The 21,327-nt window shown below is 70.3% G+C and carries 19 protein-coding genes and 1 pseudogene; 11 read left to right on the plus strand and 9 right to left on the minus strand.

Annotation, left to right across the window (positions count from 1 at the left end):
- Positions 1-12: 12 nt before the first annotated feature.
- Complete coding sequence (locus AC6F7H_RS08450) at positions 13-1,272, plus strand: hypothetical protein (RefSeq protein WP_500756247.1); 1,260 nt, start codon at positions 13-15, stop codon at positions 1,270-1,272.
- 8 nt (positions 1,273-1,280) lie between these two features.
- Here AC6F7H_RS08450 and AC6F7H_RS08455 read toward each other — a convergent pair whose 3' ends face one another.
- Positions 1,281-2,618, minus strand: coding sequence for an Nramp family divalent metal transporter (locus AC6F7H_RS08455; RefSeq protein WP_500756248.1), 1,338 nt, complete (start codon positions 2,616-2,618; stop codon positions 1,281-1,283).
- A 206-nt stretch (positions 2,619-2,824) separates the two neighbouring features.
- Here AC6F7H_RS08455 and AC6F7H_RS08460 point away from each other — a divergent pair, with 206 nt between their 5' ends.
- A complete protein-coding gene (locus AC6F7H_RS08460; protein WP_500756249.1) occupies positions 2,825-4,162 on the plus strand; it encodes a M14 family metallopeptidase in 1,338 nt (445 codons plus the stop codon).
- A 57-nt stretch (positions 4,163-4,219) separates the two neighbouring features.
- Here AC6F7H_RS08460 and AC6F7H_RS08465 read toward each other — a convergent pair whose 3' ends face one another.
- From AC6F7H_RS08465 to AC6F7H_RS08485, 5 genes are all read right to left on the minus strand, one after another.
- On the minus strand, positions 4,220-5,017 hold the full coding sequence (locus tag AC6F7H_RS08465) for a hypothetical protein (protein WP_500756250.1): 798 nt from the start codon (positions 5,015-5,017) through the stop codon (positions 4,220-4,222).
- Between the two features lie 127 nt (positions 5,018-5,144).
- Entirely contained in the window at positions 5,145-6,641 is a 1,497-nt protein-coding gene (locus tag AC6F7H_RS08470; protein WP_500756251.1) for a GntP family permease, read from the minus strand.
- A gap of 141 nt (positions 6,642-6,782) precedes the next feature.
- Positions 6,783-7,193: a RidA family protein gene (locus AC6F7H_RS08475; protein ID WP_500756252.1), complete on the minus strand. Its 411-nt coding sequence runs from the start codon at positions 7,191-7,193 to the stop codon at positions 6,783-6,785.
- A 13-nt stretch (positions 7,194-7,206) separates the two neighbouring features.
- Positions 7,207-7,965 (minus strand): IclR family transcriptional regulator, encoded by a 759-nt coding sequence (locus AC6F7H_RS08480; protein WP_500756253.1) that lies wholly within the window; start codon positions 7,963-7,965, stop codon positions 7,207-7,209.
- Positions 7,962-9,068, minus strand: coding sequence for a sugar kinase (locus AC6F7H_RS08485; protein ID WP_500756254.1), 1,107 nt, complete (start codon positions 9,066-9,068; stop codon positions 7,962-7,964). Before AC6F7H_RS08485 ends, AC6F7H_RS08480 begins: the two co-directional genes overlap by 4 nt.
- Before the next feature lie 223 nt (positions 9,069-9,291).
- Between AC6F7H_RS08485 and AC6F7H_RS08490 the strand changes: the two genes are divergently transcribed.
- The 4 genes from AC6F7H_RS08490 (at position 9,292) to AC6F7H_RS08505 (ending at position 14,217) form a co-directional block, all read left to right on the plus strand.
- Positions 9,292-10,569, plus strand: a complete 1,278-nt coding sequence (locus AC6F7H_RS08490) for an amino acid deaminase (RefSeq protein ID WP_500756255.1) — start codon at positions 9,292-9,294, stop codon at positions 10,567-10,569.
- A 12-nt stretch (positions 10,570-10,581) separates the two neighbouring features.
- On the plus strand, positions 10,582-12,192 hold the full coding sequence (locus AC6F7H_RS08495; protein ID WP_500756256.1) for an N-acyl-D-amino-acid deacylase family protein: 1,611 nt from the start codon (positions 10,582-10,584) through the stop codon (positions 12,190-12,192).
- A gap of 280 nt (positions 12,193-12,472) precedes the next feature.
- Positions 12,473-13,684, plus strand: coding sequence for a pyridoxal phosphate-dependent aminotransferase (locus tag AC6F7H_RS08500; RefSeq protein ID WP_500756257.1), 1,212 nt, complete (start codon positions 12,473-12,475; stop codon positions 13,682-13,684).
- A gap of 110 nt (positions 13,685-13,794) precedes the next feature.
- Entirely contained in the window at positions 13,795-14,217 is a 423-nt protein-coding gene (locus tag AC6F7H_RS08505) for an SCO4983 family protein (RefSeq protein WP_500756258.1), read from the plus strand.
- Between the two features lie 158 nt (positions 14,218-14,375).
- Here the strand turns inward: AC6F7H_RS08505 and AC6F7H_RS08510 are convergent, their stop codons facing one another.
- Both AC6F7H_RS08510 and AC6F7H_RS08515 read right to left on the minus strand, forming a co-directional pair.
- The gene (locus AC6F7H_RS08510) at positions 14,376-16,055 is read right to left on the minus strand and encodes a peptidoglycan recognition protein family protein (protein ID WP_500756259.1); all 1,680 of its coding nucleotides are present in this window, start codon (positions 16,053-16,055) and stop codon (positions 14,376-14,378) included.
- Positions 16,056-17,047: 992 nt separating this feature from the next.
- Positions 17,048-17,389 carry a hypothetical protein gene (locus AC6F7H_RS08515; protein WP_500756260.1) on the minus strand — a complete coding sequence of 114 codons (342 nt, stop codon included), beginning with the start codon at positions 17,387-17,389 and terminating at the stop codon, positions 17,048-17,050.
- A 40-nt stretch (positions 17,390-17,429) separates the two neighbouring features.
- On the opposite strand from AC6F7H_RS08515, the gene AC6F7H_RS08520 reads away from it, so the two are divergent.
- From AC6F7H_RS08520 to AC6F7H_RS08535, 4 genes and pseudogenes are all read left to right on the plus strand, one after another.
- Positions 17,430-17,939, plus strand: a complete 510-nt coding sequence (locus AC6F7H_RS08520; protein WP_500756261.1) for an SMI1/KNR4 family protein — start codon at positions 17,430-17,432, stop codon at positions 17,937-17,939.
- Between the two features lie 100 nt (positions 17,940-18,039).
- Positions 18,040-18,399 (plus strand): annotated as a pseudogene (locus AC6F7H_RS08525) (polymorphic toxin-type HINT domain-containing protein); the annotation flags it as partial.
- Between the two features lie 209 nt (positions 18,400-18,608).
- Entirely contained in the window at positions 18,609-19,130 is a 522-nt protein-coding gene (locus AC6F7H_RS08530) for a hypothetical protein (RefSeq protein ID WP_500756262.1), read from the plus strand.
- Positions 19,131-19,350: 220 nt separating this feature from the next.
- The gene (locus AC6F7H_RS08535; RefSeq protein WP_500756263.1) at positions 19,351-19,743 is read left to right on the plus strand and encodes a hypothetical protein; all 393 of its coding nucleotides are present in this window, start codon (positions 19,351-19,353) and stop codon (positions 19,741-19,743) included.
- Between the two features lie 103 nt (positions 19,744-19,846).
- On the opposite strand, the gene AC6F7H_RS08540 is transcribed toward AC6F7H_RS08535, so the two are convergent.
- A complete protein-coding gene (locus AC6F7H_RS08540; protein ID WP_500756264.1) occupies positions 19,847-20,719 on the minus strand; it encodes a hypothetical protein in 873 nt (290 codons plus the stop codon).
- A 233-nt stretch (positions 20,720-20,952) separates the two neighbouring features.
- Between AC6F7H_RS08540 and AC6F7H_RS08545 the strand changes: the two genes are divergently transcribed.
- Entirely contained in the window at positions 20,953-21,315 is a 363-nt protein-coding gene (locus AC6F7H_RS08545) for a helix-turn-helix domain-containing protein (protein WP_500756265.1), read from the plus strand.
- Positions 21,316-21,327 lie beyond the last annotated feature (12 nt).

The raw sequence follows: 21,327 nt of genomic DNA on the forward strand, positions 1-21,327 counted from the left end.
CGGTGGTTCGTCATGTCCGTAGACCAGCACAGCGACCCCTTCGAGGAGCGTCTCTCTTCCGCTCTGCACGACACCGGCAACACCTTCGAGGCCGACCGGGGTGCCCTCAGCGACGGGGGGCGGGCCCGGGGGAGGCGGATGCGGGTGCGGCGGCGGGCCGCCGTCCTCGGGGGCGCGGCCGGGATCGCGCTCGTGGGAGTGGGCGGGGCACTCCTCCTGCCGGGCGAGGGCAGCGGCGGGGAGAGCGGGCGAACGTCGGCAGCCTCGGGAGCCGAGGTCACCGCCGCCGCCCAGAGCGCTCCGGCGCCCGTCTCCGGTGAGGAACTCATCCGCACGCTGAAGGAACTCCTCCCCGACGGGGAGTTCAGCGGAGAGCAGGGGCGCGGGACCGACTCGGTCCGCGGGCCGTTCGCCCAGCTCGTGTATGACGACGGTGAAGGGCCCGCAGCCATCGGCGTCGGCCTCCACCGCGTCGAGCCGGGAAGCCCCCAGGCCCGCGAGGCCACCCAGTGCCCGGACAAGGTGTTCACCCCGCACGACGGTTGCGTCACCAGCACTCTGGCGGACGGGTCGAAGTTCATGATGTTCAAGGGGTACGAGTATCCGGACCGGCGTGTGGACACCAAGTGGTGGAACGCCGTGCTCGTCACGCCCCAGGGGCAGCAGGTCAGCGTGAGCGAGTGGAACTCGGCCACCGAGAAGGACGCGCCCATCAGCCGGTCCGCGCCCCCGCTGTCCGCCTCGCAGCTCGAAGAGATCGCCACGGCTCCGCAGTGGCGGGCCGCCGTCGACGCCGTTCCGGAGAGGGCCGGGACCCCGTCCGCGGAATCGAGTGCACCGCCGCCGCGCGCCGACGGCCCGGCGGTCCAGGAGACGCTCGCCGAACTCGTCCCCGACCGTGTCGAGGTGGTGTCGAAGGGCGGCCAGGAGTCGGGGTACGCCTATCTCGTCCTCGACGACGGCAAGGGGAAGAGCTTCGTCCAGATCAACGTCCAGCACGGCATGCTCGATGTCGCCGACCAGCCCTACGGCTCCGCCGGGACGTTGGACGACGGGACCCTGGTCGCCACCCGGCAGGGGCCGGGTGAGAAGGGCGCCGCCGGGGTCGTCATGTGGACCGTCGACACCCTGCGGACCGACGGCAGGCGTGTGGTGATCAGCGCCTTCAACACCGGTGCTCAGCACGAGGACGCCACGCGCGACGCCCCCGCGCTGAGCATGCAGGAACTCCGGGCGATCGCCCTCAGCCCGCGGTGGGACGACCTGAACTGACCTGACCGCTAGAAGAACTCCGACCAGGGCTGGTCCCAGATCTGTTTGACGCACAGGACCAGGAAGAGGAGGCCCGCGATGGCGAGCATGGTGTTGCTGAGGGGGCCGTTGCGCCATTCGCGGGGAGTGCGGGCGGAGTTGAGGAGCCAGACCAGGGTGAGGGCGAGGAAGGGCATGAAGGCGGCGCCGAGGACGCCGTAGATGATGATCAGGCGGAAGGGCTGGCCTTCGAACAGCAGGATCATGGGCGGGAAGGTCAGCCACAGCAGGTAGGCGCGGAACGGCCAGGACTTCTCCGGGCCGCCGGAGGCGATGGCCTCGCCCGTCGACGGCTTCGCCTTCTCCCGGCCGCGGGCCACGAAGTCGGCGAACATCAGGCTCACCCCGTGCCACACGCCGATCAGCGATGTGAACGACGTGGCGAAGAAACCGATCAGGAAGAACCTGGCCGTCGTGGCGCCGTACTTGTCCTCCAGGATGTCGCTCAGCTGGATCAGGCCCTTGTCGCCGCCGGCGATCGCGACACCGGCGGAGTTCAGGAGTTCGGCGCCGACGACGAGCATCGCGACCACGAAGATGCCGGTGGTGAGGTAGGCGACGCGGTTGTCCAGCCGCATCACCTTCATCCAGCCGGAGTCGGTCCAGCCCTTGGCGTTGATCCAGTAGCCGTACGCGGCCAGCGTGATCGTGCCGCCCACACCGCCGATCAGACCGAGGGTGTAGAGGACCGAGTCGTCCGCGTCGGGCAGGACCGGGAGCAGTCCGGCGAAGGCGTCACCCAGGTTCGGGACCACCCTGACCGCCAGGTAGACCGTCACCGCGAACATGACGCCCACCAGGACCGTCATGACCTTCTCGAAGACCGCGTACCGGTTGAACCAGACGAAGGCCAGGCCCACCAGGGCGCAGGCGATGCCCCACCACTCGAGGTCCATCACGCCCGGGAAGAGGGCCTGCAGGGGCAGGGCGCTCGACGACATCGCCGCCGCGCCGTAGACGAAGCCCCAGACGACGACGTAGACGCCGAAGAAGTACGTCGTCCAACGGCCGAGGCTCGCCCAGCCGTCGAACAGGGTGCGGCCGGTGGCCAGATGCCAGCGGCCCGCGGCCTCGGCGAGGGAGATCTTCACCAGGCAGCCGATCACCGCCGCCCACAGGAGGGTGTAGCCGAAGCTGCTGCCGGCGATGAGGGTGGCGACCAGGTCGCCGGCGCCCACCCCGGTCGCGGCGACGACGATGCCGGGGCCGATGTGGCGCCAACTGGACTTGCGGGGCTGGGGTCCGGGGCCGTGGAGTGGCGCCCCGGTGTCCTGGATGTTTCCCGTGTTTCCCGTGGTGTCCGCCATGAGGGCAAGAAAGCCGATGGAGGCCGGTCGGACAAGGGGGCGTGCGGGGATCTTCACCGGATGTACCTGGTCGGGTGGTCGAATGGTCGAACGGTCGACCGACATGACGGTATTGACCTGATCATGTCATGAGCGCAGGATTGCGGCACCGTACACCGCACCAGGCACGTCGCCATGGACAACCCCACCTCCCACAAGGAGACTTCATGCGACTTCGCACACGCGGCAGACGCTCCGCCGTGCTCGCCGCACTCCTCGCCCTCGCCCTCGCCGCGCCCGTGTCGATGACGGCCACTCAGGCCGACGCCGACAGCGCGGAGCCGGCGGCGGCCTCGGCCGACGACATCCGCCAGTACGAGATCCATCAGCGCACGACTCCCGTGACCCGTACGGAGATCCAGCGGGCCGGGGTCACCGTGGACGAGGCCGACGAGGAGACGGTGGTCGTCTCCGGCCACGCCGACCAGATCCGCACCCTGCGCCGACAGGGTTACGAGGTCACGCCGTTGGGCGCCGCTCCCGACCGCTCGACCGCCGCCGACGGTCTGCGGCTGTTCGACTTCCCCTCGGCCGACTCCCGCTACCACAACTACGCCGAGATGAACGCGGAGATCGACCAGCGGCTGGCGGCGTACCCTAACATCATGAGCAAGCGGGTGATCGGCCGCTCCTACCAGGGCCGGGACATCGTCGCCATCAAGATCAGCGACAACGTGACGGCGGACGAGAACGAGCCCGAGGTCCTGTTCACCCACCACCAGCACGCGCGTGAGCACCTGACCGTCGAGATGGCGCTGTACCTGCTGCGCGAACTCGGCGCGGGGTACGGCAGCGACTCGCGGATCACCAACATGGTCAACGGCCGGGAGATCTGGATCATCCCGGACCTCAACCCGGACGGCGGCGAGTACGACATCGCCACCGGCTCCTACCGCTCCTGGCGCAAGAACCGGCAGCCCAACTCCGGTTCGTCGTACGTCGGCACCGACCTGAACCGCAACTGGAACTACCGCTGGGGCTGCTGCGGCGGCTCCTCCGGCTCCACGTCCTCCGAGACCTACCGGGGTCCGGCTCCCGAGTCCGCGCCCGAGGTGAAGGTCGTCGCCGACTTCGTGCGCAGCCGGGTCGTGGGCGGGGTGCAGCAGATCAAGGCGGGCGTCGACTTCCACACGTACAGCGAGCTGGTGCTGTGGCCGTTCGGCTACACCTACTCCGACACCACGACCGGGATGACGGCCGACGACCAGGCCGCCTTCCGGACGGTCGGTCAGAAGATGGCCGCGAGCAACGGCTACACGCCGCAGCAGTCCAGCGATCTGTACATCACGGACGGGTCGATCGACGACTACCTGTGGGGCACGCACAAGATCTTCGGCTACACCTTCGAGATGTATCCGAGGTCCGCGTCGGGCGGCGGCTTCTACCCGCCCGACGAGGTCATCGAGCGGGAGACGTCCCGGAACCGGGACGCCGTCCTGCAACTCCTGGAGAACGCGGACTGCATGTACCGCTCCATCGGCAAGGAGGCACAGTACTGCCGTTAGCGCGGCCCGCCCCCGGTGCCGCGGAGCGGCGCCGCCCGCCGTGAGAAGGCGTGGCGCCTACTCCACGGGGGCGGTATCGGACTTGGACTTGCTCTTGTCGGCCTCCGACTCCGGCTCGTTCACGTCGGCGCCCGGCTTGGACTCGTCCAGGTCGGCCTCCGGCGTGGACTCCCCGGCAGCGGCGTCCGGCGCGGACTTGCCCTTCTCGGCCTCCGACTCGGGCTTGTCCGCGTCGTCGGACGCGTCTGCGTCGGTGGCGTCCGCGTCGGGCGTCTCCGGCTCGGCGGCCTCGTCGTCGAAGTAGGCGTCCAGGACCGCGTCCAGCTCCGTGTCCCACTCGGCGAAGCGGCTTCGGGACGCGGCCTCGATCTCCAGCGGGTACCAGCGCCTGTCCGTGGTGTGGACGGTGACCGTGTAGCGCTTGCCGAAGCGGGCGGTCTCCGTCTCCACCGCGCCGATCTCGTCCCAGCGGAACTCGCACTCCTGGTCGTCCAGGCGGAGCCGTACGCCACTGTGGTCGGCGACGATCCTGGCGCGGCGGTCGGACGCCTCGAAGACCGGGCCGTCGGGGGCGGGCTCCTCCTCGGAGGCGTCGGACTCGTCGGAGGCGTCCGAGGCACCGGAGGCGTCCGAGGCGTCGGCGGCCTCGGGCTTCTCCGGTGAGGTCCTCTCCTCGGACTCCGCCGCCGTGTCCGCGTCCGCCTGCTCCGACGCCGCCTTCGAGTCCTCCGGCTCCACCTCGTCCTTCACGTCCGCCTTGCGGCCGGACGCGGGGGCGGTGAGCCCGGGGATGAAGGCCGGGTCGAATCCGGCGCCTTCCAGGGGCTGGCTGCTCGAACCTATGCGCTGCTCCACACCGGAGGAGTATGGTCGACGATCCTGTGCGGGACACAGCCAGCCCCTGTTTTCGTTATCAGACGCCTACATGGGACCCACCGTTCGCACCAATCGGACGATGATCCGACAGGACGCGCGGGCCGGGTCAGACGGCCAGACTGAGCGCCGCCGCGACCACGAAACCGGCCACCGACAGGACGCTCTCCAGCACCGTCCACGTCTTCAGTGTGTCCCGCTCGCTGATGCCGAAGTACTTGGCGACCATCCAGAACCCGCCGTCGTTGACGTGCGAGGCGAAGATGGAGCCCGCCGAGATGGCCATGATGACGAGGGCCACGAACGCCTGGGAGTGGTCCCCCTCGGACAGCAGCGGGGCCACGATGCCCGCCGTCGTGACGATCGCCACCGTCGCCGAGCCCTGCGCGACCCGGAGCACCACGGAGATCAGGTACGACAGGACGATCACCGGCAGTCCGACGTCGTTGAACGTGTCGGACAGCGCCTGGGCGACCCCGCTGCCCTTGAGGACCGCGCCGAAGACACCGCCCGCGCCGACGACCAGCAGGATGTTGCCGACCGGCTTCAGCGAGGACGTCGAGACGGTCTCCAGGGACTTGCGGGACCAGCCGCGCCGGATGCCGAGCAGGTAGTACGCCATGAACAGGGCGATGGTGAGCGCGACGAACGGGTGGCCGAAGAACTCGACGACCGAGCGCAGCGTCGACTCGTCCAGGGCGATCGAGGAGAAGGTCGCGGCGAGGATCAGCAGGAGCGGCGTACCGATGATGCCGAGGACCGTGCCGAGCGGCACCGGCGTCTCGCGCGGCTCGACGCCGGCGGCACGCTGCTCGTCGAGGACGGCCTGCTTGGACTCCTCGGCGGCCTCGACCATGTCCTGCGGTACGGCGACGAAGATCCGCTTGCCGATCCAGGCGGAGTAGCCCCAGGCTGCGATGACGGCCGGGATGCCGGTGACGACACCCATGAGGATGACCCAGCCGAGGTCGACATTGAGCAGTCCGGCGGCGGCCACCGGGCCGGGGTGCGGGGGCAGGAAGGCGTGGGTGACGGACAGGCCCGCGAGCAGCGGCAGGCAGTAGAGCAGGATCGACTTGCCGGAGCGCTTCGCGGCGGCGTACACGATCGGCGCGAGGACGAAGATGCCGACGTCGAAGAAGACCGGGACACCGAAGATCAGACCGGTGAGGCCCATGGCGAGCGGGGCCCGCTTCTCGCCGAACACGCCGAGCAGCCGCGAGGCCAGCACCTCGGCGCCGCCGCTGACCTCGAGGATCGCGCCGAGCATGGTGCCGAGGCCGATGATGATCGCGACATGGCCGAGGATGCCGCCCATCCCCGACTCGATGGTGGACACCGCGTCCGAACGCTGGACCGTGCCGAAGAGTTCGGTGACCGACAGGCCGGCCATCAGGCCGACGGCTATGGAGACGCCGAGCAGTGCGACGAAGGGCTGCACCCGCGCCTTGATGATCAGGAAGAGGAGCAGTGCGATGCCGATGGCGGCGACGGTCAGCAGACCGGCGGTGCCGTCGATCAGCAGGAGCAGCCCTCCGGTGTGCGGGGGTGCCTCGGCCGCGGCGTCGGCGGCGAGCGAAAAGGATGGTGGGGACAGTCGGGACATTCGGGGGGTCCTCTACTGGAGTACACGAAGCTTTTGGGCATGGGGGATCGCGGCACGGCGTCCCAGGGGTGGTGGACGCCGTGCCGTGGCACACGAGGTGTGAGGGGGGGTACGGAAAAACGAAAAAGGAGGGAGCGCGCGTCAGCCCAGTACGGCCAGTGCGTCGATCTCGATGAGGAGCCCCGCGGGCAGGCCGACGTAGACGGTCGTGCGCGCGGCGGGCGGCTGGGTGAGGCCCTGCTCCTCGAAGTAGGTGTTGTAGATCTGGTTCATCTCGGCGAAGTGGTCCACGTCGGTGAGGTAGACGCGGATCATCATCGCGTCGTCCCAGGTCGCGCCGCCCTCTTCGAGGATCGCCTTGACGTTGGCGAGGGTCTGGAGGGTCTGCTCGCGCAGGGTGGGACCGGCGGGCGTGGGCGCCTTGCCCTCCTCGGCGGGGAGGAACCCGACCTGGCCGGCGACCTGGAGGATGTTGCCCTTCCGCACGCCGTGGGAGAACTTCGCGGGCGGGGTGGTGTGGGTGCTGGGGGTGAGGGCGACTTTCTCGGTCATGCGGGGCTGTCCTTCACTTGAGTTCTGCCGGGGTTCTGCCGGAGTACTCGCCGCTGATCGCGTCCGCGGTGCGGCGGACCAGCGGGAGCAGGGTGAGGAGTTCGTCGGCGGTGACGACGACGTTCGGCGCGGAGACCGACATCGCGGCGATCACCCGGCCGTCGGCGCCGCGGATCGGCGCGGCGACGCAGTTGATGGACTCCTCGTGGCCGCCGAGGTCGGTGGCCCAGCCCTGTTCGCGCACCTTCTCCAACTCCCGCAGGAACGCGGCCGGGTTGGGTGTCGAACGGGACGTGTACATGGGGTAGTCGAGCTGCTCCGCGAGGGCGCGGCGCTCGGGCTCGGGCAGGTCGGCGAGGAGCAGCTTGGCCACGGCGGCGACGGTGATCGCGACGGGCTTGCCGATCCGCGAGTACATGCGCACCGGGTAGCGGCTCTCCACCTTGTCGATGTAGAGGACCTCGTTCTCCTCGTACACGGCGAGGTGCACGGTGTGGCCGCACCGCTCGTTGAGGCGGGCGAGGTGGGGGTGGGCGATCTCCCGGACGTCGAGGTTCTCCATCGCCTCCTGGGCGAGGGCGAAGAGGCGGGCACCGAGCCGGTAGCGCTGGTCGGACTGGCGGTAGACGAGTCCGTGCTCGTGCAGGGTGCGCAGCAGCCGCAGCGCCGTGGACTTGTGCACGCCCAGGCGGTCGGCGACCTGCCCGAGGTCGGCGGGGCCCTCGGCGAGCAGCGGCAGGATGCTCAGCGCACGGTCGACGGTCTGGCTCATGGGGTACGTCCCTCCTCCTCGGCCCGGTCCGCGTGGCCCGCGTCCGGGTGCGCGCCCGCGGTGTCGGTCTCGGTCCAACCGGGGCCAAGACGCAGTCTCCCCCACGCCGGGTCGTCCAGGGCGGCCAGCCGGTCGGCCAGGTCGCGGGCGGGGGGTGCGGCGAGGTCCCCGGGGGTGGTGAGGGCGGCGGCGGCCGCGAGGTGGCCGTGCCGGAGCCGGTCCCGTACGGGCAGGGCGCGCAGGGTGGCGGAGAGGAACCCGGCGGCGAAGGCGTCGCCCGCGCCGACGGCGGCCACGACGTCCACATCGAGGGACGGGGCGAAGACCGCGGCGCCGGCGTCGGTCCCGTCCGGGCCGTAGGCCGTCGCGCCGCGGCCGCCCTGCTTGACGACCAGGACCTCCGGTTCCGGCAGCGCCTCCCGTACGGCGGCGGCGTCCCGCAGGCCCCAGGCCTCGCGCGCCTCGTCCTCGCCCACGAAGACGATGTCGGCGCCGCGGGCCAGTTCCAGCAGTACCTCGGGGCCGTGGGCGGCGCTGTCGCGCCACAGTCCCGGCCGGTGGTTGACGTCGAAGGAGACGAGCGGGCGGCCGGGGCGGCGGGCGGTCAGCTCCCGCAGGAGGTCCAGGCAGCCGGTGGAGAGCGCGGCGGTGATGCCTGACAGGTGCAGGACGCGGGCGGCGCGGGCGGCGGCCAGGTCGACGGTGCGGGGGGTCATCGCGGAGGCGGCGGAGCCGGCCCGGTAGTAGGCGACCTCGTGGGCGTCGGTGGCGCGGTCGCCGGCGGTGCGGAAGTAGACGCCGGTGGGGCGGTGCGGGTCGCGCCGGACGTACGACACGTCGACGCCGTACTCCCCGATGGTCCGGACGAGGTGGTCGCCGAAGCCGTCCTGGCCGACCGCGCTGATCCAGCGTGCCGGGTGCCCGGCCGCCGCGAGCACGCACGCGGTGTTGGACTCCGCGCCGCCGATGGCCCGTTCGAAGGAGGGCACGTCGGCGAGGGGGCCCGGCCGGGAGGGCAGGAACGTCACCATGGACTCGCCCAGCGCGACGACGTCGACGACCTCCACGACGTCGGGGGCGGTGCGGGGTCCGGTGGCGGTCACGATGTCGGGGCTCCTCGGCGTGGCGGGGTCGGGCGGCAGGGGCGGTGGCGGGCGTCCACGGCGTCGTCCGCGGCGGTCGGCGTGGGGCGGCTGCGTGGGCGGTTGCGGTGGTGGCGGGGACGCGTTTCCGTTGACCCCGCGTGGCCGAGATGTTAGACAGCCGTAAGCGACATACGCAATGGGTGTTGCAGAGAATGCAACACACCAGATCAGGGAGGCTCTGATGGTCCTCGACCCCGGCTCCGACAGCTACCAGCACCTCACCGAGGAACGCGTCGACCACCGTTTCAAGGGACTCCCGCCGGACGCCGCCGGGCTGACCGTCGGCGAGCTGGCCGCCCAGCGCCGCAACCTGTTCACCGGCGGTTTCACCACCCCGGTGCTCGCGCTGTCCGCCGAGCGCCTGGAGCACAACCTGAAGCTGATGGAGACGTACGCGGCCCGGCACGGCCTCGCCTTCGCCCCGCACGGCAAGACCTCCATGGCCCCGCAGCTCTTCCGGCGCCAGATCGAGCACGGCGCCTGGGGCATCACGCTCGCGGTGCCGCACCAGGCACGGGTGGCGCGGGCGTTCGGTGTCCAGCGGATCTTCCTGGCCAACGAGGTGGTGGACACGGCGGCCCTGCACTGGGTCTCCGGCGAGCTGGACGCCGACCCGGACTTCCGCTTCGTCTGCTACGTCGACTCCGTGCGCGGCGTCGAGCTGATGGACACCGCGCTGGCCGGGTCCGCCCGCCCGGTGGACGTGGTGATCGAGCTGGCCGCCGGCGAGGGCGCCCGGACCGGGGTGCGCACGGAGGCGGAGTGCGCCGCCGTCGCCGACGCGGTGGCGGGCGCGCGCGGTCTGCGGCTGGTCGGGGTCGCCGGGTACGAGGGCGAGGTGCCGGACGCCGACCCGGAGCGGGTGCGGGCGTGGCTGCGGCGGCTGGTGGCCCTGGCGGTGGACTTCGACAAGGCGGGCCGGTTCGCGGACCTGGACGAGATCGTGGTGAGCGCGGGCGGCAGCGCCTGGTTCGACGCGGTGGCCGACGTCTTCGCCGGGATCCCCGAACTCTCCACTCCCGTGCTGAAGTTGCTGCGCTCGGGTGCGTACGTCTCGCACGACGACGGGCACTACAGCGCGGTGACGCCGTTCAACCGGGTACCGGAGGAGGGCGCGCTGGAACCGGCGTTCCGGCTGTGGACGCAGATCGTGTCCCGTCCGTCCGCCGACCAGGCCTTCGCCAACGCCGGCAAGCGGGACGCGGCCTACGATCTCGACCTGCCGTTCGCGCAGGTGATCCGCCGGGACGGCGCCGAGCGTCCGGCGACCGGCGTCTCGGTGGTCTCCCTCTCCGACCAGCACACCTGGCTGCGCACCACCCCGGAGACCGACCTGGAGGTCGGCGACTGGCTGGGGCTCGGACTGTCGCACCCGTGCACGTCGTTCGACAAGTGGGTACTCATTCCCGTGGCGGAGGCGGACGGCACGGTGGTCGACTACATCCGTACGTTCTTCTAGGAGGGCCGCGGCATGGAAGAACTCGTCATCCGGGACGCCGATGTCGTGGACGGCTCCGGCGACCACGCCTACCGCGCGGACGTGGTCGTCGACGGCGGCCGGATCGTCTCGATCGTGAAGGAGGCGGCGGCAGCGGGCTGCCAGCGCCCGAAGGCCCGCCGCGAACTGGACGCCGAGGGGCTGGTCCTGGCCCCCGGCTTCATCGACATGCACGCGCACAGCGATCTGGCGCTGCTGCGCGACCCCGACCACAGCGCCAAGGCGGCGCAGGGCGTCACCCTCGAAGTACTGGGCCAGGACGGCCTGTCGTACGCGCCGGTCGACGACCGCACGCTCGGCGAGGTGCGCTCGGCCATCGCCGGCTGGAACGGCGGCGGGGACGACATCGACTTCGACTGGCGCTCGGTCGGCGAGTACCTGGACCGGCTCGACGCGGGCATCGCGGTCAACGCCGCGTATCTGATCCCGCAGGGCACGGTCCGCGCGCTCGCCGTCGGCTGGGAGGACCGGGAGGCGACGCCCCGGGAACTGGACCGGATGCGGCAGTTGGTCGCGGAGGGGATGGAGCAGGGCGCGGTCGGCATGTCGTCGGGGCTGACGTACACGCCCGGCATGTACGCCAAGGAGGCCGAACTCACCGAGCTGTGCCGGGTGGTGGCGCGGTACGACGGCTACTACTGCCCGCACCACCGCTCCTACGGCGCGGGCGCGCTCGAGGCGTACGCGGAGATGGTGGCGCTCACCCGGGAGGCGGGCTGCGCGCTGCACCTGGCGCACGCGACGATGAACTTCGGCGTGAACAAGGGCAGGGCTCCCGAACTGCTGGCTCTGCTGGACGAGGCGTTGGACGCCGGCGCCGACATCAGCCTCGACACGTACCCGTACACGCCGGGCTGCACCACCCTCGTCGCGATGCTGCCGAGCTGGGCGAGCGAGGGCGGCCCGGAGGAGACGCTCAGGCGGCTCGCGGACGACGGGACGGCCGAGCGGATCCGGCACCATCTGGAGGTGACCGGCTCGGACGGCTGCCACGGGGTGCCCATCGAGTGGGACACCATCGAGATCTCCGGGGTGGGCGACCCCGCGCTGGGCGAGTACGTGGGCCGCACGGTGCGGGAGTCGGCCGCGCTGCGCGGTCAGAGCCCGTGGGCCCTCGCGCGTGAACTGCTGCTCAAGGACAGACTGGCCCCGTCGATCCTGCAGCACGTCGGCCACGAGGAGAACGTGCGGGCGATCATGCGGCACCGGGTGCACACCGGCGGCTCGGACGGCATCCTCCAGGGCGCCAAGCCGCACCCGCGCGCGTACGGCACGTTCCCGCAGTATCTCGGTCGGTACGTACGGGAGTTGGGCGTGCTGTCGCTGGAGGAGTGCGTCGCGCACCTGACGTCGCGGCCGGCCGCCCGGCTGCGGCTCGCGGACCGCGGACTGGTCCGCGAGGGGTACAGGGCCGACCTGGTGCTTTTCGACCCGCGGACGGTGGCCGCGGGCTCCACCTTCGAGCAGCCCCGGACGCTCCCCGTGGGCATCCCGTACGTGCTGGTCGACGGGCGGTTCGTGATGGAGGACGGGCGGCGCACCGACGTACTGGCGGGGCGGTCGGTCCGCAGGTCTCCCCACTGACCGCCCGCCCGCGCCGGCCGCCGCCCGGGTCAGGCCCTCCCGGACCCGGGCGGCGGCCGGCGCGGAGGTGGGGAAGGCATTCGAGCGGTACACGTTCGGGGGAACCTCGAGGCCGCCAGCGCCGCACCCCTCGGACCGCCCGAGAGGGCTCGGACGGGGCGCCGCACGGCCGGGAGGAGGGTGGCCACGGGCCCCGCACGGACACAACGAACCGAACCGACGCATCTCACGTGGCGGATGACACGGCGCGCGGGGCATTACCGAGTCGTAAGCTCCCAGCATGCAGGTGATCCAGTCGACCAAGCTCGCCAACGTCTGTTACGAGATCCGGGGCCCGGTGCTCGAGGAGGCGATGCGGCTGGAAGCTGCCGGTCACCGCATCCTCAAGCTGAACACCGGCAACCCGGCCGCGTTCGGCTTCGAGTGCCCGCCCGAGATCCTCGAGGACGTCCTGCGCAACGTGTCGTCGGCGCACGGCTACGGCGACGCGAAGGGGCTGCTGGCCGCGCGCCGGGCGGTCGTCATGCACAACCAGACCCTCGGCATCGAGACCGACGTCGAGCACGTCTTCATCGGCAACGGCGTCTCCGAGCTGATCGTGATGGCGATGCAGGCGCTGCTGGACGACGGGGACGAGGTGCTGGTCCCGGCGCCGGACTACCCGCTGTGGACGGCCGCCGTCTCGCTGGCGGGCGGCACGGCGGTGCACTACCGCTGCGACGAGCAGGCCGACTGGATGCCGGACCTCGCCGACATCGAACGCAAGGTCACCGACCGCACCAAGGCGATCGTGATCATCAACCCGAACAACCCGACCGGCGCGGTGTACGACGAGGCGATGGTCAAGGGCCTGACCGACATCGCCCGCCGCCACAACCTGCTGGTCTGCTCGGACGAGATCTACGACAAGATCCTCTACGACGGCGCCGTCCACACCCCCACCGCCTCCGTCGCCCCCGACCTGCTCACCCTCACCTTCAACGGCATGTCGAAGGCGTACCGGGTGGCCGGCTACCGGGTGGGCTGGATGTCGGTCTCCGGGCCCCGCGCGCACGCCGACTCCTACATAGAGGGTCTGACGATCCTGGCGAACATGCGCCTGTGCGCGAACATGCCGGGCCAGCACGGAGTGGTCGCCGCGCTCAGCGGACGCCAGACGATCAACGACCTGGTGCTGCCGGGCGGCCGGCTGCGCGAGCAGCGGGACGTGGCGTACGAACTGCTGACCCAGATCCCGGGCGTGACCTGCGTGAAGCCGAAGGGGGCGCTGTACCTCTTCCCGCGCCTCGACCCCGACGTCTTCAAGATCAGGGACGACCGGCAGATGGTCCTGGACCTGCTGCGCAGCGAGAAGATCATGGTCGTGCACGGCACCGGCTTCAACTGGACGGAACCCGACCACTTCCGGGTGGTGACCCTGCCGTCGGTCGACGACCTGCGGGACGCGGTGGGCCGGATCGCCCGTTTCCTGGACGGTTACGGCCAGCTCTGACGGGGCACGCGCTCACCCTGTGTGTCTAAGCTGTCCGATCTTGTGAACGACTCAACTTTAGACGAAATCCAAGCTAGGATGGCTTCCTGTTAGCACTCAGGAGGCCATCCATGTACGAACCGATCCGCAGCAAGTCGGTCCACCGCACGATGGCCGGCACCCCCCACGACTTCCCCCACCGGTCCCGTGAGGAAGAGCTGGACATCCAGCTCGCGGGCCATCTCGCCGCGCTGCTCGCCGTCACCGACGAGCTGCGTGTCGCGGCGCCCTCAGCCGATCTGGACACCGCGGCCGAGCGGCTCGCCGAGCAGGTGGCCCGCCTGCGGGGAGGACGTAAGCCGGCTCGCGCGTCGGCGACCACGAGGGGCCGTCAGGCGAACGCCACGGCCCTGCACCGACATGCGCACGCCCGCGCGGGCCGCGCCCTGGTCGTCGCCGCCTCCCGCGCCGACACGGTGGCCGCGATCCTGGCCGCCGAACGGATGGACGCGCACACCGCGGCCCTCGAGCCGCGCGAACTCGCGTCCCGCTGAGCCCCGCCGGGCTCCCCCATACGGCCCCGGTCCGCGTGCACCCGCAGCGACGCGCGGACCGGGCGCCACGCACCGCGCACCGCCGACGGGGCACTCCGGGCAGCCCGCCCGGAGTGCCCCGTCGCCGTTTCCCCGCGGGATCGGTTCGCGTACGCGGATCAGCCCGCGTACTCCGACGCGCCCGCCGTGCGGCGGATCTCCGGCAGCGCCGAGTAGAGCGCGACACCCGGGCAGAGCGTGGCGTAGCCGTCGCGGTGGCCGGAAATCGTGTTCAGCGTGACCTTGTCGCCGTTCTTCCAGCCCTTGGCGTCGGCCGCCGCGGTGAGTGTGGCCTTCGCCTCCGGGTCGACGCCGTGCAGGCCGAGCTTCCAGGCGGAGATGTCGGCGATCGCCTGCTTGGCCGCGGCGGTCGGCGTGCCGCCGTTCTCGTAGTCGCCGAGCAGCGAGACGCCTGACGAGTAGCCGTTGAAGCCGTAGGTGTGAGCACCCCGGACGGGCTTGTCGGTGCCGCCGGCACGGCCCTCGAAGACCGTTCCGCACTTGTCGACGAAGAAGTTGTAGCCGATGTCGCTCCAGCCGTTGGTCTTCACGTGGTACGTGAGGATCGCACGGACGATGGCCGGCGACTCGGCGCACTCGTAGCTGTTCGTGCCGGCCGTGTGGTGCACGAAGACCGCGTCGACCTTGCCCAGGTAGTCCGGCGGGTCGGCGACGAGCGACTCGTCCGCGCCCCAGTCGGCACGGCTGACGACCGCCGGTGCGGCGGGAGCGGCCGGTGCCGTCGACTCGGCCGGGTCCGGCTGGGTGCTCGGCTCCGCCGTGGGCTCGGTGGTCGGGTCGGCGGTGGGCTCCTCCGTCGGCTCCTCGCTCGGGGCGGGGGCGCTCGGTTCGGCCGTCGGGTCCTGTGTCGGGTCCTGCGTCGGCTCCTCGGAAGGCTCCGGCGCCGTCGGCTCCTCGCTCGGACTGCCGGGCTCGGCGGTCGGCTCCTCGCTCGCGGTGGGGGCGCTCGGTTCGGCCGTCGGGTCCTGTGCGGGGTCCTGCGTCGGCTCCTCGGAAGGCTCCGGGGCGCTGGAGGTGGCCGACTGCTCGGTGGCCGGGGGCTCGGTCGGCTCCGAGGACGGCCCGGTCGGCTGCTCGGGGGCGCTGCTCGGCTCGGTTTCCCCGCCGGACTGCGACGGGTCCGGGACGGTGGTCCCGGAGTCGCCGGGCTCGGCGGACGGCTTGCCGTTGCCGTTGCCCTTCCCGTTGCCGTTGCCGTTCCCGTTGCCGTTGCCGTTCTCCTGTCCCTTGCCGGTCTTCCCCTTCCCCTTGCCGCCCTTCGTCTCGCCCGGGTCGATCATGTCCAGCCGCAGCGCGTCCGGCACGGCTGTCTCCTTGCCGCCGGCCACGACACGGGCCTCGACGGCGTCCGACGGCCCCACCCACAGCGGCTCGGAAGCGCCCCGGACATCGCCGGCCTCACCCTCCTGCGTCTCGGGGGCCCGGATGTCGAAATCGAGGTCGCGCCAGTCGGTCCACGCGCCGCCCTCCGCACCGCGGGTACGGATCTGCGCGGTGCCCTCGAACTCGTCGGCGCTGTCCTCCCAGGAGACACCGATGAGCGAGAACAACTGTGTTTCGGTGCGCGGCAGTTCGCGCTTCTTCGGGTCCTTGCCGGTCAACGCCAGCGTATGGGCCTGCGCGGGACGCGCGGCCTCGTCGGCGCCGCCGCCCTCGGAACCTCCGCCGACGGCCACGGCCGTCACACCGGTGCCTGCGATGACCACGGCCCCGGCCGCCAGCCAGATCGTGCGCCTCGACGTTCTCGTACGCCGCGCGCGGGTTCCTCTTGGACTCATGCCCACCCCTTTGTGAACCTTGTACGTGAAGATCAGTTGTCGTTGGCGGGCGGCTCGCCGACACCTGTAGCACGGCGGAACTCACCCACAACAGCGGCCTGTTGGACGTGCCCGCTGTGGATCGCGAGCGTGCAGGCCGTCCGGCCGCCCCGCTCGCCGGGGACGAGCGCCACCGCTCGCGCTCTTGCCCGTGTTCTCGCCCGCGCCGTTCTGCGCACCGGTGGTTTCGGCGCCGACCGCCGCCGCATCCGCCTTCACACCGCCCCGGCTTCCGCGTGGTGCGGCCCCTCGGACATGCTCTCCGGTTCTTCGCTTTCCATGGACTCCATGGACTCCGCGGATTCCTTCGACGACACGAACAGGGTCCGACTTTCGGCATGACGGATCGATGCGGCATTCAGCTGAAGTCGGACCGGGCGGTTATACACCACGCGGAGCGCGCCACGCGACGGAGAGCGCAAAAGGGGCGAACCGACTGCTTTTCGGTGGGGTAAATTCCCCGAATGTCCTTGGGCTTGACGTACCCTCGATCCGTTGGTCAATAATTCGCCCGCGCGCCCGCGAGCCGGCCTTTCACCTGCTCGCGGGCGGCGGAACGTGGCTGACTTCCGGCTTGGTTCTGTCTCGGGTTCGCACACCTGCATCGACGTCCGCTGATGCACTGAGCGGGCTGCGGTAGGACTCATAGCAGTCCCAGTCCGAGAAAGGCTGGAATCGGATGCCGGCTTCGCCTCCGTCTCCGGAGCGATTCTCCTGCTGGCAGCCGTCGTCATCCCGGTCATCGACTTCAGGATCTGGACACTTCCCGCTCGCAGCGACAGCGGCGACGTCACAAGGCCGGGCCGGGCCCGCCGAGTTGACAGAGATCGCAGTTGAATCGTCAACGAGCAGGGAAGTCGCGCCGGCGGGGACAGCAGCGATCACCGTCACCCTGGTGACCGCATGCGTCATTGGCTCCGTCCGCGTGCTTCGACAGCACCCGAGGCAGTAGTTCAGGCCGACCGAGCGTCACCGGAGTGCCACTGCCGCACCCACTGCTCGAAGCCCCAGGCGTCCTCCCCCGGCACCGGGCCGGTTCCCACGTCGGCCACCATCCAGACCTCGCCCCGGCGGGGCCCCGTGGTCACCAGCACCCAGAACGACTGCCCGTCCTCCGATCCCAAAACGATCGACCCCTTGGTGTACACGGCATCGGTGCGTGGATCGTCCTCAGGGGCGACCGTCTCGTCGTCCTCCGACTGCCAAGCCGCCTCCAGGGGAAACAGTTCTCCTGGCTGCCGCGGACCGAGGTCCGGCCGGCTCTCCGACAGCCACCCGAGCGGCTGCAGACCCACTTCACTCCGATCAAGATCAGGGTTGAGTGGTGATCGAAACATGAGTGCCGAGCTCCAGCGGGTCATGGAAACACTGCGGAATGCGACGGGAATGCAGGCCGAATGGCGCATGATGAATTCCTTGCCCGCTGGGGCTCGCCCCAAGGAACTGTCCGCAGACCTACCGCCCTCACTTCGGACGTTCCTCATGGTCGCGAACGGCGCGACCTGTGGTGACGCCACCATCTTCTCGGCTTCCATGGCTGACCAGATGCAGTTCTATACCGATCCGATTCCCGGGGCAGAGATCACCCTCGGACACGAGAATTGGCTGTGCTGCGGAGTCATCACCGATGATCCGTTCTTCGTGAACCGGTCGAGCGGAGAAGTCTGGTACTTCCCGGACACCGGAGTCGAGTGGTGGAAATCCTCGTCGTTCGAGAAGGCTGCGGACGACTTCACCTCTTTCTTCTTGCGTTTCGTGGCAGGGCCCCGCTACGTGGACCTGTCCGCCGCGGGGCGCGAAGACCAATGGGCTGAACTGCTCAGCCAGGTGGACCTCCTGAGGTAGAGGAGCCGAGAACAACAAAGCAGCCCCGCCCACTGCCGGTGGGCGGGGCTCCGCTTGTGTCCTCCTCGCCGTCGACCCCGGCGGCGAGGACGGCGACACCAAGCCGGAGACGATCACTGCCACGGCCGAGCACCCGTTCTGGCTGCCGGACTTCGGCAGATGGGCCAACGCGGAGGACCTCGAGCCCGGCATGTGGCTCCAGACCTCGGCCGGCGCCTGGGTCCAGATCACCGCGATCGACGAGAGGCACCGGACCCAGCGGGTTCACAACCTCACCGTCGACGGCCAGCACACGTACTTCGTGGCGGTCGGCTCGGCGGCGGTTCTCGTCCACAACGACGAACCCACCGAGGTCTACAAGACCGACGCGGGCAAGGCTGCGACGCGACCCGCAGGGCTCACATTGCTTCTGGCCGGTGTCTGCTGCGTGGCCGTCGTACGATCACAGCCCTGGGTCTAGATGTTCTGTCCACGCAGGCCGTTGACATCACGCGGCACGGACCGCGTGATGTCAACGGCCGTCCCTAGGATCGCGTCAGGCCCACGGGCCTCACAGGTCGGCAGGAAGGGCGGGGCGAGGGCGACCTCGGGCTCGGACAACAGCCGACGGCTCCACGTCAACGCCTTGGAGGTCTGTTGCAAGGGCGCATATGGATTGATTGGCGACTGGTGGGCTTCGCCGTCATGTTCGCCGTGGGTGCGCCGGGACAGGCGGCTGTGGCTGACATTCCGGTCATGGCGCGGATCGTGCTTTCTGTGATCGGCCTGATCGCCTGGTGGTATCTCTTCCGGTGCGCAGCGGACACGTGGGGCAGTCGCATTCTCCGCCGGAGTGATGACGCACCCGTCCTGATGCCATGGCTCGTCTTCACCAGCTCGTTCTATACACACGGACTGCTCCTCGGTCTCGCCTGGCGGGACTGTCACGCCGGCGAGCCCGGATTCGCCATGCTCCATGTCCTGATCAGCGCGACAGTCGTGGGAGCAGCGGGCGTTGCGACCTGGGGAACGCTGCTGCACAGGATGGAAGGAGGGCGGCCTGCGGTGCGCGTCCTCAGCACCGCGGTCCTGGTGGTGGCCCTGCTCTGGCCCGCCATGGTCGTCTGGAACCTGGTGACGGGCCCCATGGAAGGACTCTGCGGGCCGGCCGGTATCCCCGGCTGGTGGCCGTCGATCCTGCCCGTGGGCTGACCGGCCCAGCGACATGACCCTGACGACGCATGGCAAGTGAAAAGGTTGTACCGGTTCCCGCGGGACCTCATGTGGGATTCCGCACGTCCGTGACCCGTGATGCCTCCAAGGCCGGATCCGCTTGATCTGATGGGGGACGGGCGGGAGCTCTCCCCGAATCGAGTGGAGGGGGAGCGATCCTGTGAGTGATGTGAGCGATCGACTGCCGTGCGCGGAGGACATGCGGACATGTGCAGGGGCCTTCGTCAGTCGCGTCACCGCCCGCAAGCGGCTCCCGCTGGACTACTCCGTGGCCAGCCTCCGCCTCGTCGATTTCCTGGTCGACGGGCTGCGCAAGGACGGCGTGGAAGAGGTGCGGGTGAGCGGTGCGCTGTTAGGGCTCGGGGCCTACGTCGGTGAGGTGTTGGTCCGCCGTGCGGACGCCCAGTGGGTCGACTTCGACGCCGACCAACAGGACTACTTCGGGCAGCCGGTCGGCGTACGGATGCCGGACGGACGGGTGTGGAACCCCCTCGGCAAGGTCCGCAACTGCTTCGCGGCGGGCAGCTCACAGGAGTCGCTGAGCACCTTCTACCTGACCCTGCACGGACGAGGCCGGCGTGCCGCCGCCTGACGCCACCCGGTCACAGCCGGCACGTCGGTGCCGTCCTCGACCCTGACCCCGTAGCGCCCTCACCCGGCCGGCCACCACTCGGGTGCGGGCAGGGAACTCCGCGTCAGCGCACGTCCGCCGGAAGCTCGATCTTTCCCTGGTACGGGCCCTGGTTCGCCTCGCTGACCTTCTGTTCGAACGTGACGTCCTGGCCGTTGTACGGAATCAGAAAGCCGAAGTCGAGACGATGGCTCTCGATCCGGTACGACGTCGCGTCCAGGACCAGCACCTCCTCCAGGCCGGAGAGCGTCAACTGCCCGTCCTCGACCGGGATGCCCGCCGCGCGGAGCTGCTCGGCCGTCGGGTCGAACTCGCGCTTGGCCTTCTTCGCCCACGCCCGGTCCTGGACGGCGCTCAGCTTCTGCTCGCCGCTCACGACACGGAGTTCGACCGTGCCGCCGCCCTCCGTCTCGGTCACCTTCACCTCGCCGTCGGCAGCCCGCGCGTACATCCGGAACTCGTCGACGACCGCGATCGGGTCCTCGACCTTGTTCCGCATCTCGGGGTCGGCGGGGGACACTGCCTTCCAGCCGGCCGAACCCTCCTTCAGATACCCCGCGTCGCCGACGACGTAGAGCTCCTCGGTCTTCTTCGTGCCCTTGCTGCTGGTGCTGACGCCCTGCGAGTGCAGTGCCGCCCGCCCGGCGGCACGCCGGAGGCTGCCCTCGTAGGTCGCCGCGCTCTTCTGCCCCTGGAGCGTCAGCCCCTCCTCGCCCGTCACGGAGAAGCTCCAGGCGGGCTCCTCGGCCATCGCCTTCTCGGCGAGGTCGAGGAAGTCCTCCGCGGACTCGGGCGCCTGGGGCTGCTCGGACGCCTCGCGGGCAGGCGACGAGGTCGTCTCCTGGGTCTTCGCGTCGTCCGTCTCCGCGCCGCACGCGGCCAGCGTGAGGGCGACCGGGAGGGCGAGCGCGGCGGTGCGTCCGGGACGAGTTCGCATGGACCTTTTCCTTACGTCACGACAGAGGCGCGGACTGTACAACAGCGCCCGCCCCTCGATCACCCCGGCGGACAATCCCGACATCCGGTGACGTCACCTCCCTTCCTTAAGACGAGGATGAGGGAAGACACCGAGGTCCGGCGTGCCAAGCTCGCGCAGAAGGTATGCGAGGCGAAACACGAACCGGCCCACGAGGAGTTCATTCGTACCGTCGACGAGGGAGAGGCGGAGCCATGAGCCACAGCCACTGGAAGACCCTGCGCGAACGGAAGCTCGCGGAGGGGTTCACCGAGCCGGAAGACGTGGCAGAGGCGCGGCGCGAGATCCGCCTGTCCATGGCACTGGCGAAGGCTGTGCACGACCGACGGACGGAGCTCGGGCTCACCCAGACCGAGCTGGCCGACCGCGCCGGCCTCACCCAGGCGAAAATCTCCCGGATCGAAGGCTCCGACACCGTCCCCACGCTGCCGCTTCTCGCCAAGCTGGCCAAGGCCCTGGACGCGACGCTGAACATCGCCCTGGACGACAACGACACCTGGGTGTCCTTCACCGCACACCGCAAACCGCACACCGCACACCGCACCGACGCAGCCTGAGCAACTGGGCAG

The organism is Streptomyces sp. MMS24-W38, assembly GCF_059889265.1.